Source organism: Type-E symbiont of Plautia stali (genome assembly GCF_059731115.1).
Genome location: NZ_AP035906.1, coordinates 1917333 through 1934920, shown reverse-complemented (window position 1 = coordinate 1934920; position 17588 = coordinate 1917333). Strand labels below are relative to the sequence as shown.

Genomic DNA, 17588 nt, shown 5'->3' with positions numbered 1-17588 from the left:
CGAAGTGCAGGACGCCGATAATAGCAGGATTATCGTGAAGAAGAACGCGGGCCAGCATGGCTGGCCCTGGCGGAGGTATTACTGCATCGCACTCGCGGCTGGCACGGCATGTCGACGCCATGCGCCAGGCGCCACGCCATACTGACGTTTGAAGCTGCGATTAAACGACTGCTGCGAATCAAACCCCAGTGAAATCGCCACATTGAGGATCGGTTCGTTGGTGGTCGTTAAACGGTCCGCCGATTTTTTCAGTTTCTTATTACGAATGTACTCGCCCAGCGGATAGCCGGTGTGCTCTTTGAACATACGCTGCAGGTGCCATTTCGAATAACCGGCGCGCCCTGCTACGGTGTCCAGATCCAGACGTGCTTCAATGTTGTTATCAATCCAGTCGATCAGATCGTGAATAAATGCGTCGCTCATCATCCCATTTTCTCCCGTCGCCTTAACGAACAGTATCAGTATCAGTTGCAATTACACTTTAAGGGTGACTGACTATGACATTTAATGCAAGTTTTATTATTGCATTAAATGCCGCACTCGCCGTAGGGGCTTTTCCCCACTGAAACGAATCGATCAAAACAGCACATAAAGTGTATCAGATATTCTTGCAGATGCAGTTTGCAGCAGCCTACACTCATCGCGTTTTAATGCAATCTTAAAAGTTGCAGATTTTTCGTACATGTCCTTTCTTTTTTCACACCAACGCGGAATAACAACAATGCATCTGCAAACATATGGGGTTCGTCGGGCAGTAAGCCTGTCAGGAGTGATGTTGCTGGGAAGCCTGCTGGCCGCTTGCGATCGGGGTGTGGCGCAAAACGCCCCGCCACCGCCGCCCGAAGTGAGTGTCGCGCAGGTGGTCGAACAAAAAGTCAGCCAATGGGATAGCTTCAATGGTCGCTTTGAAGCGGTGCAGAGTGTGCAGCTGCGCCCTCGCGTTTCCGGCTATATCGATCAGGTTAACTATCGCGAAGGCGATGACGTGAAAAAGGGTCAGGTGCTATTTACCATTGATGACCGCACCTATCGCGCGACGTTAGAGCAGGCACAAGCTGAACTCGCGACCGCGCGCAGTCAGGCATCGCTGGCGCGCAGTGAGTCGGCACGCACCGATAAACTGATTGGCACCAATGTGGTATCCCGTGAAGAGTGGGAACAGCGTCGTTCTGCAGCGAGTCAGGCGCAGGCCAATGTGCTCTCCGCGCAGGCCGCCGTTGATATGGCGCAGCTGAATCTCGATTTTACCCGCGTCACTGCCCCGATTGATGGCCGTGCCAGCCGCGCGATGATCACCACCGGTAACCTGGTGACCGCCGGTGACAGTGCCAGCGTGCTGACCACGCTGGTGTCGCAGGATCGTATGTACGTCTATTTCGACGTCGATGAAGCCACCTATCTGCAGTATCAGGCGATGGCACGTCAGGGACAAAATCGCGGTTCGCTGCCGGTGGAAATCGCGCTGACCGGCGAGCAAGGTTATCCGCATCGTGGCACCGTTGACTTCCTCGACAACCAACTCACCGCCAGCACTGGCACCATTCGCATGCGTGCCACGCTGGATAATCATGAACGTCAGTTCACCCCAGGTCTGTTTGCCCGCGTGCGTTTACCCGGCAGCGCCGCGTTTAACGCGCTGTTGATCGACGATAAAGCGGTGCTGACCGATCAGGATCGTAAATACGTGTATGTGGTCGATGCGCAGGGTAAAGCCGAGCGTCGCGATATTCAGGCTGGCGAGCTGGCTGATGGCCTGCGCATTGTGCAATCCGGTTTGAAGCCGGGTGACAAGGTTATCGTCAATGGCCTGCAGAAAGTCTTCATGCCTGGCATGCCGGTGAAAGCTCAGCCGGTGGCAATGCGCTCCGCTCAATAATAATCGAGACTGCCTGTTATGGATTTCTCCCGCTTTTTTATCGACCGACCGATTTTCGCGGCGGTGCTGTCGATCTTGATATTTACCACCGGTCTGATCGCCATACCGCTGCTGCCGATCAGTGAATACCCCAACGTGGTGCCACCCAGCGTGCAGGTGCGCGCGGAATACCCTGGTGCCAACCCCAAAGTGATTGCTGATTCGGTGGCGACGCCGCTGGAAGAGGCGATCAACGGGGTGGAAAACATGATGTACATGAAGTCAGTGGCCGGTTCTGATGGCGTGCTGGTCACCACCGTCACCTTCCGTCCAGGTACCGATCCAGACCAGGCGCAGGTTCAGGTGCAAAACCGTGTGGCGCAGGCAGAAGCTCGCTTGCCGGAAGAGGTGCGTCAACTCGGTTTGACCACGCAGAAGATGTCACCGACGCTAACGCTGGTGGTGCACATGTTCTCGCCGAAGGGCAAGTATGACTCACTCTATCTGCGTAACTACGCCACCCTGAAGGTGAAAGATGAGCTGGCACGCCTGCCGGGTGTCGGCCAAATTCAGATCTTCGGGGCGGGCGAGTATGCGATGCGCGTCTGGCTCGATCCGAATAAGGTGGCCGCACGTGGCATGACCGCTTCTGATGTGGTCAGCGCTATGCAGGAGCAGAACGTGCAGGTGTCTGCCGGTCAGTTGGGCGCAGAGCCGACCAAAAAGGCCAGTGACTTCCTGCTGTCGATCAACACCCAGGGTCGTCTGGAGAGCGAAGAACAGTTCGGCAATATCATCCTGAAAACTGCCGATGACGGCTCGCTGGTGCGCCTGCGTGACGTGGCGCGCATTGAGATGGGTTCCGGTAGCTACGCCCTGCGCTCGCAGCTGAATAACAAGGATGCGGTCGGTATCGGTATCTTCCAGGCACCGGGTGCCAACGCCATCGACCTGTCTAACGCCGTGCGTGACAAGATGGCCGAACTGGCCACCCGCTTCCCGGACGATGTGCAGTGGGCGGCACCGTACGATCCAACCGTGTTCGTGCGTGATTCGATCCGTGCCGTGGTGCAAACGCTGTTTGAAGCGATTGTGCTGGTGGTACTGGTGGTGATCCTGTTCCTGCAAACCTGGCGTGCATCGATCATTCCGTTGCTGGCCGTGCCGGTTTCGGTGGTGGGAACGTTCAGCGTGCTTTACCTGCTGGGCTTCTCGCTCAACACCCTCAGTTTGTTCGGGCTGGTGTTGGCGATAGGTATCGTGGTGGATGACGCCATTGTGGTGGTAGAGAACGTCGAACGTAATATCGCGATGGGACTCTCACCGACGGCGGCTGCGCATCAGGCGATGCGCGAAGTGTCGGGGCCGATTATCGCGATTGCGTTAGTGCTGTGTGCGGTATTCGTGCCGATGGCGTTCCTGTCTGGTGTAACCGGTCAGTTCTACAAGCAGTTTGCGGTGACGATTGCCATCTCCACGGTGATCTCCGCCATTAACTCATTGACGCTCTCTCCGGCGCTGGCGGCCAAGCTACTGAAGTCGCATGATGCACCGAAAGATATGCCGACGCGTCTGATTGATCGCTTGCTCGGCTGGATTTTCCGTCCGTTTAACCGCTTCTTCCAGCGCAGTTCTGATGGCTACGAGTCAATGGTCGGCAAAACCCTGCGTCGGCGCGGTGCGGTATTTGGCGTTTACGTCATACTGCTGGCGGGCGCGGGCTTTATGTTCCACACCGTGCCGGGCGGCTTTATTCCGACGCAGGATAAGCTGTATCTGATTGGCGGCGTGAAAATGCCAGAAGGTTCGTCACTGGCGCGTACCGATGAAGTGATTCGCAAGATGAGCGAAATCGGCATGAACACCGAAGGCGTGGCCTATTCGGTCGCCTTCCCTGGCCTGAATGCCTTGCAGTTCACCAATACGCCGAATACCGGCACCGTATTCTTCGGCCTGAAGCCGTTTAATGAACGTACCCGTACGGCTGCGGAAATTAACGCTGAAATCAACGCGAAAATCTCCAAAATCCAGCAAGGCTTTGGTTTCTCGATTATGCCACCGCCGATTCTGGGGCTGGGTCAGGGTTCGGGTTACTCGCTGTATGTGCAGGATCGTGCGGGCTTAGGTTACGGTGCGTTGCAAACCGCCATCAATACCCTTTCCGGTGCGGTGATGCAGACGCCCGGCATGATGTTCCCGATCTCCTCGTATCAGGCCAACGTGCCGCAACTGGATGTGCAGGTGGATCGTGACAAGGCCAAAGCGCAAGGTGTTTCTTTGACTGACCTGTTTAGTACGTTGCAGGTGTATCTTGGCTCCTCTTACGTCAACGACTTCAACAAGTTTGGTCGTACCTGGCGTGTGATGGCGCAGGCGGACGGGGATTTCCGTAGCAGCGTACAGGATATTGCCAATCTGCGTACCCGTAACAATCAGGGCGAGATGGTGCCAATCGGCAGTATGGTCAACATCACCACCACCTATGGCCCCGATCCGGTGATTCGTTATAACGGCTATCCGGCGGCGGATTTGATTGGTGATGCCGATCCACGCGTGCTCTCTTCAGCGCAGGCAATGGAGAAGCTGGAAGCGATGTCGGGCCAGGTGCTGCCGAATGGCATGAACATCGAATGGACCGACCTGAGCTATCAGCAAGCCACTCAGGGCAACACGGCGTTCATCGTCTTCCCGGTTGCGGTACTGCTGGCGTTCCTGGTGCTGGCGGCATTGTATGAGAGCTGGACGCTGCCGCTGGCGGTAATCCTGATTGTGCCGGTCACCATGCTGTCCGCGCTGGTTGGCGTGTGGCTCACCGGCGGTGATAACAACGTGTTTGTGCAGGTTGGTCTGGTCGTACTGATGGGGCTGGCATGTAAGAACGCGATTCTTATTGTCGAGTTCGCCCGTGAACTGGAGATGCAAGGCAAAGGGATTGTCGAGTCCGCGCTGGAAGCCTGTCGCCTGCGTCTGCGCCCTATCGTGATGACCTCGATTGCCTTTATCGCCGGTACCATTCCGCTAATCCTGGGTGAAGGTGCCGGTGCTGAAGTGCGCGGTGTCACCGGGATTACCGTGTTCTCGGGCATGCTGGGCGTGACGCTGTTTGGTCTGTTCCTGACGCCGGTGTTCTATGTGACGTTACGTAAACTGGTGACGCGAAAGCAGCCGGATGCGGAAGTTCAGACGGTGTAAATCTGTTTTAGGGTAAATTGGGGCGGCCAGAGATGGCCGCCTTTTTTATAGGGGAACGAAAAGCTGGAAGCAGGCACCCGGCGCGGGTTTCAGGGCAATGTCGCCGCGATGCAATTGCAGCATGCGACGAACGATGACCAGCCCCAATCCTCCATTATCGCGACGATCCGGATCGATGATTGAGGGACGTTCAAACAGGGTCTGACTGACTTCCGGTGAGATACCCGGACCGTTGTCTTCCAATTCCATCATCACTTTTTCCCCTTCCAGCCACAGACGCAGGGTAATGTTTCCACCCGACGGCGTATGACGGATGGCATTATCCACCAGGTTGGTCAGAACACGCTCTATCATCGACATATCCGCGTCGATCATGGGCAAACCCGACGCGATATCAACCGACAAATTCAGGCGGAATTTTTCCAACGCAAGTTCAAATTTCTGGATGACGTCCTGAACCAAATCCGGCAGCGAAAACCGTTCGTACTGTGGCGTGACGACACCATGTTCCAACCGCGCTAATTCAAAGAGTTGCTGCGCGAGCATGCCGACCTTTTCACTTTGCGTCAGGGCAATCTGCAAATATCGGCTGCGCTCCGCTTCGGTCAAGCTGGCAGCTTTCACTGCCAGCGTCTCCAGATAACCCTGAATCGACATCAGCGGCGTGCGCAAGTCATGCGAAATGTTGGCGACAAACTCACGACGCTGCTGATCTTTCAGCTCCAGCGTCTGTACCTGAGCATCAATACGCTGCGCCATATCGATAAAGGCGTTTTGCAACTGCGCCACTTCATCCTGTTGCGGGGAATGAGGTAGCGCGGCAAGGCGTTGTAGCGCATCCGCACCCGCTGTCACCTTTTGTGTCAGCTGTCGCACCGGTCTTGTGACCCAATAATAGGCCGCACCACCCGCCATCAATCCAAGCAGGACGATAACCACCACCGACCAAAGCATGGCGCTGCGCAGCACGGACATTTTAACGCCCTGCTGCAGATGTTGATAATTCTCCCCCTGCAAAATCACATAGAGATAACCCACCGTTCTGTTGCCATCCAGAATAGGCGCAGCGCTGAACACTTTGAGCGCGGAAGGTGAACGAGGATCCTCACCATACACCGGCAGTGGCGCCCCATTCAGCCACTTTTGCAGTGGACGCACGTCGACCCGATCGCGATGGACATGGCCGGCTGGCGCATCATTGGCCAGAATCTGTCCTTGCGCATCCAGCAGGTAAACTTCAACGCTCGGGTTGTAGGACATCATCTGGCCGAACAGCTGCTTGAGTGCCGGAGCATCGGTGTTACCGGCACTCATCAATGCGCTACTTTTGGCAATAGAAGCGGCCAGATTTCGCGATAAATTCTGCATCATGGCATCGCTGTATTGCTGGCGGTTGTTGTCCTGAATCAACAGGATCAGCGCACTACTGATTAGTAGCATCAGGGCAAAGACCAGCGTCAAACGCTGAGTGAGTGACAGACGTTTCATGTAACCTGATCTCCCTCACCCGGCACCACGAATTTGTAGCCCTGTCCCCACACCGTAAGAATCCAGCGTGGCTCAGCTGGCGTCGCTTCAATTTTGAGGCGTAATCGGTTGATATGGGTGTTAACCGTGTGCTCATAACCTTCGTGCTGGTAGCCCCACACCAGATTCAGCAAGCTAAGTCGCGAAAAGACCTTTCCTGGATGACGGGCAAAATAGTAGAGCAACTCGAATTCACGAGGCGTCAGCTCAATTAGCGTCTGAGCCAGCCGAACCTCTCGGGCAACCGGATCAATACTCAGGCTGCCAAGACGCAGGTTTCCCGCATCCTGACGTAAATTTTGGCTCATCGCTTCCTGGCGGCGGAAAAGTGCTTTAACGCGCGCCACCAGTTCCAGCATCGAGAAGGGTTTGGTTAAATAGTCATCAGCGCCCAGTTCCAACCCCAGTACACGATGCACTTCACTGGCGCGAGCGCTGATCATCACAATCGGCGTGTAGTGCGGCATATTGCGTGCACGACGGCACAGTTCTAGCCCATCAACGCCAGGCAACATAATGTCAAAAATCAAGGCATCCCAACGCTGGCTTTCCAGCAGCTGACTGCCACTATCACCATCCGCAGCATGCGTAATATCAAAGCCCTCGTCACGCAGATGAATGTGCAACAGCTCGGCAATATTGCCATCGTCTTCAACGATTAAGATCTTCTTCGCCATGTTGACCGCCTCAATGAACATCTTTTAAATCTTATACAGAATTGCCCCCCGGAGTTATCACATTTTGTTTAACTCTGCGTGAGGACTCTGTGATCAATATCGGCGCAAAGTCTCTTCATTCCAGACGGCATAGCAATATGCAGAGGTGCAGAGTGAAATGTGCTCCCGATAAAAAGGTTCATCCGTTGTGGTTGAGATTGACTCACTGGATCAATGCCGTTGCGATGACATTAATGATTCTCAGTGGCTGGCGGATTTATAACGCGTCTCCTTTATTTCCATTTGATTTTCCCAATAGTTATACCCTGGGAGGATGGCTGGGTGGTGCACTGCAATGGCATTTTGCGGCAATGTGGCTTTTTGCCGGTAATGGCGTGCTCTATCTGACGCTGAATCTTCTGAGCGGACGTTTTCGCCAACGTTTTCTGCCCTTAAGCATGACTCAATTAGTAAAAGATGGCCTATCTGCATTAAAAGGACATCTTAGCCATCACGATTTACGCCAATATAATATGGTGCAAAAATTTGCGTATTTGCTGGTGGTCATTGATGGCATGTTATTAGCCTTTTCAGGGTTAGTCTTGTGGAAGTCGGTGCAATTTCCATTTTTGCGAGAAGTATTGGGCGGCTATGACACGGCTCGCTTCATTCACTTTTTTGCCATGGCCTTTTTATGTGCCTTTGTTGTTATCCATCTGATCATGGTGGCACTGGTACCTAAAACGTTATTATTGATGACACGCGGACGCTAAAAATGACGATGAAAAAGATTGAACGTCCCAGCAGTGAAACTGACGCCCTGTTAAAAGACGCCACCACGATTCTGGCGAAAAAAATGTCTGGCCATTCACGACGTCAATTTCTGCGCATGGGCTTGACTGCGGGCGGTGTGGCGTTGCTGACCGGGTGCGACATCGACAATAATCCTGACATCGAAAACATTTTAAGCCGCATGTCACGTTTTAATGACCGTATTCAGGGATGGTTATTCAGCGGTTATCAAATGGCGCCAGAATATACCCTAAAAGATATTACGCGGCCCTTCCCGTTTAATGCCTTTTACGGTGAAGAGGATATTCCGCAGGTAAACGGTGATGATTACCAGTTGCAACTGAGCGGACTGATACGTGATAAACGCAGCTGGCGAATGCCTGAGTTATATAAATTATCTCAGCATGAACAAATCACCCGCCATATTTGTGTAGAAGGATGGAGTGCCATTGGCCGCTGGGGCGGCGTTCGATTCAGCGACTTCCTGCAACTGATTGGGGCTGACACCAAAGCGAAATATGTCAGCTTTCGCTGTGCCGATGATTATTACACCAGCATTGATATGGCGACGGCATTGCACCCGCAAACCTTATTAGCACTGAGTTGGGATGGTCGGATATTACCGCCGGAATACGGTTATCCCATGAAATTACGGATTCCGACCAAACTGGGCTACAAAAACCCCAAGCATATTATTTCAATTGAAATCACCAACCGCTTCACCGGTGGCTACTGGGAAGACCAGGGCTATAACTGGTTTGGCGGCAGTTAATCTCCCCAAAACCCTGTAAGGAAATGAAGATGAAAAAGATTATTGCAACTGTATTCGCTGGCGCACTGTTGATGGCTTTCTCTGGCGCTTATGCTGCTGACAATATGGCTAAAGATGGTATGCAGAATGAAAGCGGTATGTCGCACGACGGCATGAAAAAAGACCACATGAAAAAACCGATGAAGAAACATGACAGCATGAAGAAAGATGGCATGTCTAAAGATGGCATGGCTAAAGACGGTATGGCGAAGGATGAGATGTCTAAGTAAGGGTGCGGGTTACCGGGCTAATGTCCGGTAACCGTTTTACTGATTTCAGCGGGATTTTTTGCAGAGATCGTCGATTTCCAGGTCAGGCAGTTCATCGCAGGCGCTGGTATCATGTTTCTTCAGCTCAGCCAGCGCATCTGCCACCGTCCGCGTCTCCAGCACTTTCAGCGAGGCTTCTTCTGCCTCTTCTGCAATCGATTTGAAGTACCAGCACAGGTTGGCACTCACCAGACAACGCGGTGCGACATCAGGGCGTGAAGCCCAGAGCTTTTTGTCTTCAATCACAGAGGTATAAATATCGCGCAGCGTGATCTCTGCGGCCGGACGCCCGAGGTGAATCGAACCAGTACGGCCAAGCGTAGAGACAATGATGCCATCGCGAGTTAACGGAACCATCAGTTTCCGAATGAAACTGGGGTTCGCTTCAAGACCATACGCCAAAATAGCACTGGTCGAGCGTTTGCCCAGTTGCTCCGCCATCGCTACGCTCAAAACCATCTGCAAAGCTGTCGGGAAGCGGTAATCAAGCATTTCTGTATCCTGAGTTGCGGTTTATCTTATTGTTTTTTTGCCGCGGCAGTGAGTAATCAATGAGCAATAAATATAACAAACACTGTTGCTTTTTAGAAGCGAGCTGCTGTGATCAAGGCACGTATTCATCATTTGATCAGGCAGAAGCGCACAGGCTGCTTAGTTTACGGCTCCCTTTTGCGGTTGCGGATTGGGCGCGGGCAATTTCTGCTTTAGCACGCCCACCAGCACCACATTCACGAACGCCAACAGGCACAACAGCCACAATGTGGCATTCGCCCCGAGCTGCTGAAAAACATATCCCCCTACCAGCGGCGTTAATGCCTGACCAATCAGTGCAGGACGCGCCATGCGCCCTACCACAATGGCGTAGGCCTCTGGTTTGACCATGACCAGCGGTAAAGTTCCCCGCACTATCGCCCGCAAACCGTTTCCAGCACCGTATAGCATCATACTGACCAGCGCAAACTGCGGAAATAAGGTCAACAACAGCAATCCGATGGCCACCAATCCTACCGAGAAAAACGTCGTCCAGATCGGATGTCCCCGTTTGAACGCGATATCCACAATCCGCGAACCAACCTGACAAGGACCCAGAATCGTGCTGATGGCTAAGGCGGCGGTTAATGAGTGGCCGCTGGCTTGTAATAGACTAATCAATTGCACCGAAATAGCGGTCATGATCACTGAAGCAAGGGTAAAAATGCTGCATAGCAGCCAGAATAGCGCCGGTGCCAACTCACCACTGGCGTTATGCTGCTTTTTCGCCGTTTTCACGATGGGTTTAATCGGCGCAGGCAGTGCATACCAGTAGGCTGGCAGCACGGTGAGCCATAACAGCGCGGCGATGGCAAAACAGGCGCCGCGCCAGTCAAGCCAGTGAATCAGCAACGCAGTCCCCGGCCACACCAGCGTGGTGCAAAAGCCGGAGATTAAGGTAATGCCGGTAATCGCGCCACGAGCCTGTCCACCATAAAGCGTTCCGAGGGTGGCAAACAGGGCGTCATATAAACCCATCGCCATGCCGATGCCGATAATCAGCCAGGCAAACAGAAACAGCAGCAGATGGTGGCTTAATCCCATGATCACCAGGCCCAGCGCCATCACCGCCCCGCTCGACGCCAGCAGCACGCGGCCATAACTGCCCGCAATCAGTCGGCCACTTAAGGGGGCTAACAGGCCAGAAACCAAAATACCTAAGGATAATGCGCCATACACCCACTGCTGCGACCAGCCGGTTTCTGCAACAATCGGATTCGCCATCACGGCCATAAGATAAAACGAACCGCCCCACGAAAGGATTTGAACGCCTCCCAGTGTCACAATGGCAGGAACCGCAGGTTTAGGGTGATGCTCCACGACAGGTTTCCGTTAGCAGGCAAAGCATTGTTATAACATGTTCATCCTGCTGGAAAAATGTTTGTGTGCCCTGCTTAGCGAAATCACGTTTCAGAGTGGAAGATTGGCACCAAATACGATAAGGTAAATGGTATGTTGTAACTATGGAGCGTAACATGTCTCGCTATGATCTAGTGGCTGATTTGCACGAGTGCGTCAACGCACTGGAACGCGGTTTAAGTAGCCTGCGCCAGCAAGTCGAACAGCAGCCGTTGCTGATCGCGCGCGCATTCAGCTTGCCCGAAATCGAGAAAGGCCACGAGAATGATGAAATTGAGCGTATCGCCGTGACTCAACATCTCGGGCAGAAAGCGCGAGACATGGCGCTGGCTCACTACTGTCGTCTGTTTATGCAGCATCAGTCGGAAAAACTCAGCACCAAGGCTGCGGTGCGTTTGCCTGGCGCCATCTGTATAGAAGCGGATGAAGCCGTCAGCGAGCACATCAGTCAGCAGGTGGCCGATATCAATGCGCTTAAGCTGCGCCTGGAACACCTGATTACCGTGGAGTCGGGGCTGCCGAGTGAGGCGCGCTTTGAATTTGTTCACCAGCATTTGCGCGGTTTAATCACCCTGAACGCCTATCGCAGTGTGACCCTGCTGCACGCGCCGGATAGCCTGCGCTTTGGCTGGGCCAACAAGAACATCATTAAAAACCTGACCCGTGAAGCCGTGGTCGAGCAGCTGGAACGCAGCCTAAAGGCAAACCGTGCGCAAGCGCCCTGGACGCGCGAACAGTGGGCCGAGAAGGTGCAGCAAGAACTGGAGATGATTATGTCACTGCCCGTCGATGCCAAACTGAAAATCAAGCGTCCGGTTAAGGTCCAACCGATTGCCCGCGTCTGGCGCGCCAGTAATAAGAAGCAGGTGCAACTCGCCTGCCCTTCACCGCTGCTGGTGCTGTGTCGGGATAAAACTCAGGTACCGATTCTAGGGGAATTGCTGGACTATGATGCCGATAACGTCACGCATCGTCATAAGCCGCTAGCGCAGCCGCTGCATCTGGTGATCCCACGGCTGCACTTGTGGAGTGACAAGCTTTAATGAAGAAGCGGCCCTCAGGCCGCCTCTGTCATCGCCAATCATCGCTGAACTGAGCGGCATGACCCCTCAGTTATCGCAATAATTATTGCTTCATGCTGCCAACCATCTCTTCAGGACGCACCCACTCGTCAAACTGTTCTTCAGTCAGATAGCCGAGCTTCAACGCTGAGCCTTTTAGCGTCAGCCCTTCTTTATGGGCTTTCTTAGCGATTTCCGCCGCTTTGTCATAACCGATATGGGTATTCAGCGCCGTCACCAGCATCAGCGACTCGTTCAGCAACTGATCGATACGCTCGCGCACCGGTTCGATGCCCACCGCACAGTGATGGTTGAAGCTGTCCATCCCGTCGGCCAGCAAGCGAATGGACTGCAGGAAGTTGTGGATCACCATTGGACGGAACACGTTCAACTCAAAGTTGCCTGAAGCACCACCAATATTCACCGCAACATCGTTACCCATCACCTGGCAGCACAGCATGGTCAATGCTTCGCACTGGGTTGGGTTCACTTTACCTGGCATGATGGAGCTGCCCGGTTCGTTCTCTGGAATGGCAAGTTCGCCAATACCACAACGCGGACCCGATGCCAGCCAGCGCACGTCGTTAGCGATCTTCATCAGTGAAGCCGCCAGACCTTTCAATGCGCCATGTGCATGCACCAGCGCATCACAGGTTGCCAGCGCTTCAAATTTATTCGGCGCAGTCACAAACGGTTGCTGTGTCAGATCGGCCAGCGCTTTCGCCACGCGCACCGCATACTCGGGATGGGTGTTTAAACCGGTGCCTACGGCGGTGCCACCCAGTGCCAGTTCGGCCACGTGTGGAATGCTGTGTTCGATGTGCTTGAGGTTATGTTCCAGCATTGCCACCCAACCAGAAATTTCCTGGCCCAGCGTCAATGGCGTGGCATCTTGCAGGTGGGTACGACCAATCTTCACGATGTCTTTAAAGGCTTCAGACTTCTCGCTCAGGGTCTTTTTCAGCACATGAATCTGCGGAATCAGCTGCTCCCGCACGGCGATGACCGCGGCCACGTGCATGGCGGTGGGGAACACATCGTTGGAGCTTTGGCTCTTATTGACGTCGTCGTTTGGGTGCACCAAACGCGACATGCCACGCTCGCCGCCGAGAATTTCACTGGCGCGGTTGGCCAGCACTTCGTTCATGTTCATGTTGGTCTGGGTACCGGAACCGGTCTGCCAGATGGCCAGCGGAAACTCTTCACTGTGTTTATCAGCCAGCACTTCGTCAGCCGCTTTCAGAATCGCTTCTGCACGCTCAGCCGGAAGCAGGCCGAGATCGCGGTTCACCTGTGTTGCAGCGCGTTTGGTCAACGCCAAAGCATGCACCAGTGCAACGGGCATCTTCTCGGTTGAGATACGGAAATGCTCCAGCGAACGCTGGGTTTGTGCCCCCCACAACTTATCTGCCGGTACTTCGATCGGTCCCATTGAATCTTTTTCAATGCGATTCGCTGCCATGACTACGTCTCCTTAGCTCAGATTTGAGGTTTCCGCTCAGGTCGTCTTCCCGCGACGCCGTTGAGCGAGCAAGATTGTCACACACAAGAAATTAACATTATGCGAGCCCATCGCGTTTATTGCACTTGTTGATGTATTTTGTATGGCACTTTCTGCTTTAATAAGCCTATTTACTTACGGTTATTAAGGGTAAACGATGCAAAAAATGAACAATTCGCTGCAAAATTACGCTTGGGGCAGCAAAACTGCGCTGACCGAACTTTACGACATTGAGAACCCACAAGGATTACCGATGGCGGAGCTGTGGATGGGCGCTCATCCGAAGAGTCCGTCAACCGTTGAGATCAAAGGTGAAACGCGTTCCCTGCGCGATGTCATCAATGATGACCAAACCGCAGCCTTAGGCGCGGCCGTCGCACAGCGTTTTGGTGAGTTGCCGTTTTTGTTTAAGGTGCTGTGTGCCGATCAGGCCTTATCGATTCAGGTTCACCCAAGCAAAGCCGCAGCCGAAGAGGGATTTGCGCGCGAGAATGCCGCCGGTATTCCGATTGGCGCTGCTGAGCGCAACTATAAAGACGCGAATCACAAGCCGGAACTGGTGTATGCCCTGACACCATTCCAGGCGATGAACGGCTTCCGCGAGATGCACGAAATCGTCTCACTGCTTGAGCCGGTGGCCGGTGCTCATCCGCAGATCGCTCACTTCCTCGAAAAACCTGATGAGGCAAGCCTCGCCAAACTGTTCTCCACCCTGCTGTCGTTAAAAGACGAGCCTAAATCACTGGCGTTGGCGGTGCTGAAATCTGCACTTAACTCGCGTAGTGGCGAACCCTGGCAGACCATCAAAAGCATTGCGGCTGATTATCCGGACGATACCGGCTTGTTCTCGCCGTTGTTGCTGAACGTCATCACCCTGCAGCCTGGCGAAGCCATGTTCCTGTTTGCCGAGACGCCGCATGCCTATTTAAAAGGGGTGGCACTCGAAGTCATGGCGAATTCCGATAACGTTCTGCGCGCGGGTCTGACACCGAAATTCATCGATATTCCAGAGTTGATGGCGAACCTGAAGTTTGAGGCCAAACCGGCTGCCACGCTGTTGACGCAGCCTCAGCAAGTGGGCGACACGCTGAACTTCCCAATTCCGGTAGACGATTTTGCCTTTGCCATCCACGCTCTTTCCGCCACACCGCAGCCGTTAGCGCAACAGAGTGCGGCGCTGCTGTTCTGTATCGAAGGTCAGGCGGTGATTGAGAAGTCAGGTGAGCAACTGCTGTTGAAGCCCGGTGAATCATGCTTCGTTGCTGCCAATGAATCCCCGGTTAATGCCGCAGGTACAGGACGCCTGGCGCGGGTTTATAACGCGCTCAGCTGATCCGGCTGACGATACCAGCATTAACTGCTATTCTTTCAAACTATTACTTTAAAACGCCTGCGGGCGTTTTTCTTCACCGCCGCCCCCAAGCAGCGGCGTGCGGACCCAAGGATAAGGACGACTCAGCGATGAAAAAGACCAAGGTTGCCGTAGGTGTCATTGTAGCGATCGGCGTGATCTGGACAGGCGCGGCCTGGTTTACCGGCAAGCAGCTGGAAAGCCATATGGATCAGATGTTGCAGAACGCCAACACTCAGCTTAATGCCTATGCGCCAAACGCTCGCCTGACGCTCAGCTATCAGGATTACCAGCGCGGCATCTTCAGCAGCAAAACCAAACTGGTGATTCAGGCCAGTTCACAGACGGAAGACAACCCGCTGCTGAAACCGGGTCAAAGCATCGTGCTGAACGAAACCATCGACCATGGTCCCTTTCCCTTTGCGCAGTTGAAGCGCGGCAGTCTGATTCCGAGCATGGCTTCGGTGCATACCGAGCTGGAAAACACCGATGCGGTAAAGAAACTGTTTGAACTCACCAACGGTAAATCACTGGTGACCGCTGATACTCGCGTCGGGTACAGCGGTGCCACTGACACGGCACTGGATCTGCTGGCGGTGGATTATAACAACGCGCAGACCGGCGATCGTCTCGCCACCAACGGCGGCACCCTGGAAATCAGCGCGGACAGCAAAGGCGATAAAGTCAGCCTGAATGGCGATTTCTCCAGCATCGCTGTTACCAGCAAAAACCAGGTTGAGCAGCCGGTGCTGTTTACCCTTAACGGCCTGAAGCTGAAGGGTGATACCCATCTCAGCCCGGAAGGTGTGCGCGTGGGCGATCAGTCCATCAGTCTGGATAAACTCGACGCCAGCATTAACGGTCAGGAAGGTTTGTCATTGCAGAAGCTGGACACCCAATCCTCCTTCGATAATAAAGATGGCAAAATCGGCGGCGATCTGAATATGAACGTCGGCAACATCAGCCTGCAGAAGCAACCGTTCGGCGAAGCTAAGCTGGCGATGAAGTTTGCACAGTTTGATGCGCAAGCGGTGAAAACCTTCTCGGACAGCTACAACGCGCAGATGCAGGCACTGCTGAACCAGCCAGGTTTAGTCGAGGATCCCGTCCGCTATCAGGCTAGCGTGCAGACCATCCTGAAGAATAACCTGCCGACGCTGCTGAAGGGTTCACCGACCGTCAGCATCGCGCCGCTGAGCTGGAAAAACGATAAAGGGGAAAGTACCTTTAACCTCAGCATCGGCTTTAACGATCCCGCTACCGTCACCGGTGAAGCGCAGACGTTGGGCGCAGCAGTGGATCGCGTGCTGAAAACGCTCGATGGCAAGCTGAACATCAACATGCCAATGGCTACCGAAGCGATGCGTCATGTGGGGCTGGCTGAAGGTTATCAGAGCGACGATGCGCAGAAGCTGGCGGATCAGCAGGTGAAAGGTCTGGCGGCAATGGGGCAGATGTTCCGTCTGACGCAGCAGCAGGATGATAACATCACCACCAGCCTGCAATACGGCAACGGTCAGGTGACTATGAACGGCGACAAGATGTCACTGGAGCAGTTCCTGTCACGCTATATGCTGGGCGCGCAGACCAGCGAAGGGATGCCTGAGTAACAGCGATATACCCGCGGCGCGAGCTATCGCGCCGCTAAACGCCCCGCACCAACTGCGGCGGCACAATCAGCGTTTGCACTTCCGCATCCGGTTTCGCCAGTCGTTGCAGCATCCTTTCCCCCGCTCGCCTTCCCACATCACGCGCTTCACTACTGACAAACGTTAGCGAGGAGTCATACGACTCGCGTAGCGGATCGTCATTAAAGCCGACCAGCGCCAGCTTTTGCGTGAAGTAGCTGTCCACCGCATCTTCGCCCAGCGAGCGTCCGCTGTGGATCGCACCAAAATAGCAGCCGAGCGTGGTACTGGCGTTATGGGCAATGATAGCGGTGATGCGCGGATGGTGGTGCAGCAGGTCTTGCGTCAATGCCGATACGCTCTGCTGCCGGTCGTCACACTCAATGATCCAGTCTGGACGAAACGGTAAACCGTATTGCAACAGGGTCGCACAATAGCCGCCAATACGTTCCGCGCGCGTTAGAGAAGAACCCAATCCGCCGACCCACGCGATACGCTGATGCCCCTGACGGATCAGATATTCGGTGGCGATGCGCGCCGCCTGGCTGTTATCCGGACGCAAGGAATCGACCTTGTCGAGGCTACTGGCCCGCGCGGCGCAAATGAGCGCAATCTGTTGTTCATGCGCCTGCGCGACCAGCGTTTCCGCCTGCGCAACGGCACCACCCAACACAATGCCATCCGCGCCCTGAGCGGCCAGGGAATCGAAGCAGCGTTGCAGATGCTGCCCGTGTTGTCCGCTTTGCGTCAGCACCAGCACTTTTCCCTGCTGCTCCAGCACTTCACTCAGCCCCGCCGTCATCGCCGCATAAAACGGCTGGCTGAGATCGCGCACAATCAAACCTATGACACCACTCTCACCGCCACGCAGGATGGAAGCTGAACGGTTACGTACGTAACCCAACTGTTCAATCGCCTGATTAACCCGCTCGGCCGTGGCGGAAGAGATACGTCCTTTACCGGACAGCACCAGAGAGACTGTCGATACCGATACGCCAGCCGCCTGCGCGACATCGTGAATAGTAGTTTTAGGCTGAGACATCCGGTTCCGTTTC

At 54.3% G+C, this 17588-nt stretch carries 15 protein-coding genes; 8 read left to right on the top strand and 7 right to left on the bottom strand.

The features are described from left to right. Positions 1-78: 78 nt before the first annotated feature. Positions 79-426 (bottom strand): helix-turn-helix domain-containing protein, encoded by a 348-nt coding sequence (locus AC6I8L_RS08890; RefSeq protein ID WP_034827340.1) that lies wholly within the window; start codon positions 424-426, stop codon positions 79-81. 295 nt (positions 427-721) lie between these two features. Between AC6I8L_RS08890 and AC6I8L_RS08885 the strand changes: the two genes are divergently transcribed. Both AC6I8L_RS08885 and oqxB read left to right on the top strand, forming a co-directional pair. After that, positions 722-1876, top strand: coding sequence for an efflux RND transporter periplasmic adaptor subunit (locus AC6I8L_RS08885; protein ID WP_058960001.1), 1155 nt, complete (start codon positions 722-724; stop codon positions 1874-1876). A gap of 18 nt (positions 1877-1894) precedes the next feature. Then, positions 1895-5047 carry a multidrug efflux RND transporter permease subunit OqxB gene (gene oqxB, locus AC6I8L_RS08880; RefSeq protein WP_058960002.1) on the top strand — a complete coding sequence of 1051 codons (3153 nt, stop codon included), beginning with the start codon at positions 1895-1897 and terminating at the stop codon, positions 5045-5047. 45 nt (positions 5048-5092) lie between these two features. On the opposite strand, the gene AC6I8L_RS08875 is transcribed toward oqxB, so the two are convergent. Both AC6I8L_RS08875 and AC6I8L_RS08870 read right to left on the bottom strand, forming a co-directional pair. Then, positions 5093-6535 (bottom strand): sensor histidine kinase, encoded by a 1443-nt coding sequence (locus AC6I8L_RS08875; RefSeq protein ID WP_058960003.1) that lies wholly within the window; start codon positions 6533-6535, stop codon positions 5093-5095. Then, the gene (locus AC6I8L_RS08870; protein WP_064511335.1) at positions 6532-7251 is read right to left on the bottom strand and encodes a response regulator transcription factor; all 720 of its coding nucleotides are present in this window, start codon (positions 7249-7251) and stop codon (positions 6532-6534) included. The genes AC6I8L_RS08875 and AC6I8L_RS08870 overlap by 4 nt, the downstream gene beginning before the upstream one ends. Before the next feature lie 137 nt (positions 7252-7388). Between AC6I8L_RS08870 and AC6I8L_RS08865 the strand changes: the two genes are divergently transcribed. The 3 genes from AC6I8L_RS08865 to AC6I8L_RS08855 are packed head-to-tail and all read left to right on the top strand — an operon-like array spanning position 7389 to position 9063. After that, complete coding sequence (locus AC6I8L_RS08865; protein WP_058960005.1) at positions 7389-8003, top strand: cytochrome b/b6 domain-containing protein; 615 nt, start codon at positions 7389-7391, stop codon at positions 8001-8003. A gap of 8 nt (positions 8004-8011) precedes the next feature. Then, positions 8012-8794, top strand: coding sequence for a molybdopterin-dependent oxidoreductase (locus AC6I8L_RS08860; protein WP_167347105.1), 783 nt, complete (start codon positions 8012-8014; stop codon positions 8792-8794). A gap of 29 nt (positions 8795-8823) precedes the next feature. Then, positions 8824-9063 (top strand): pentapeptide MXKDX repeat protein, encoded by a 240-nt coding sequence (locus tag AC6I8L_RS08855; protein ID WP_058960007.1) that lies wholly within the window; start codon positions 8824-8826, stop codon positions 9061-9063. Between the two features lie 45 nt (positions 9064-9108). Here AC6I8L_RS08855 and AC6I8L_RS08850 read toward each other — a convergent pair whose 3' ends face one another. Both AC6I8L_RS08850 and AC6I8L_RS08845 read right to left on the bottom strand, forming a co-directional pair. Continuing rightward, positions 9109-9594, bottom strand: a complete 486-nt coding sequence (locus tag AC6I8L_RS08850; RefSeq protein WP_058960008.1) for an RrF2 family transcriptional regulator — start codon at positions 9592-9594, stop codon at positions 9109-9111. Positions 9595-9753: 159 nt separating this feature from the next. Beyond that, positions 9754-10953 (bottom strand): MFS transporter, encoded by a 1200-nt coding sequence (locus AC6I8L_RS08845; protein WP_498014418.1) that lies wholly within the window; start codon positions 10951-10953, stop codon positions 9754-9756. A gap of 155 nt (positions 10954-11108) precedes the next feature. Here AC6I8L_RS08845 and tus point away from each other — a divergent pair, with 155 nt between their 5' ends. Beyond that, positions 11109-12035 carry a DNA replication terminus site-binding protein gene (gene tus, locus AC6I8L_RS08840; RefSeq protein WP_058960009.1) on the top strand — a complete coding sequence of 309 codons (927 nt, stop codon included), beginning with the start codon at positions 11109-11111 and terminating at the stop codon, positions 12033-12035. An 82-nt stretch (positions 12036-12117) separates the two neighbouring features. On the opposite strand, the gene fumC is transcribed toward tus, so the two are convergent. Continuing rightward, positions 12118-13515, bottom strand: coding sequence for a class II fumarate hydratase (gene fumC / locus AC6I8L_RS08835; protein WP_058960010.1), 1398 nt, complete (start codon positions 13513-13515; stop codon positions 12118-12120). 196 nt (positions 13516-13711) lie between these two features. On the opposite strand from fumC, the gene manA reads away from it, so the two are divergent. After that, on the top strand, positions 13712-14887 hold the full coding sequence (gene manA, locus AC6I8L_RS08830; protein WP_058960011.1) for a mannose-6-phosphate isomerase: 1176 nt from the start codon (positions 13712-13714) through the stop codon (positions 14885-14887). Between the two features lie 128 nt (positions 14888-15015). Beyond that, positions 15016-16515 (top strand): YdgA family protein, encoded by a 1500-nt coding sequence (locus AC6I8L_RS08825; protein ID WP_058960012.1) that lies wholly within the window; start codon positions 15016-15018, stop codon positions 16513-16515. A gap of 34 nt (positions 16516-16549) precedes the next feature. Here AC6I8L_RS08825 and malI read toward each other — a convergent pair whose 3' ends face one another. Further along, positions 16550-17575 (bottom strand): Mal regulon transcriptional regulator MalI, encoded by a 1026-nt coding sequence (malI, locus tag AC6I8L_RS08820; RefSeq protein ID WP_034827374.1) that lies wholly within the window; start codon positions 17573-17575, stop codon positions 16550-16552. Positions 17576-17588 lie beyond the last annotated feature (13 nt).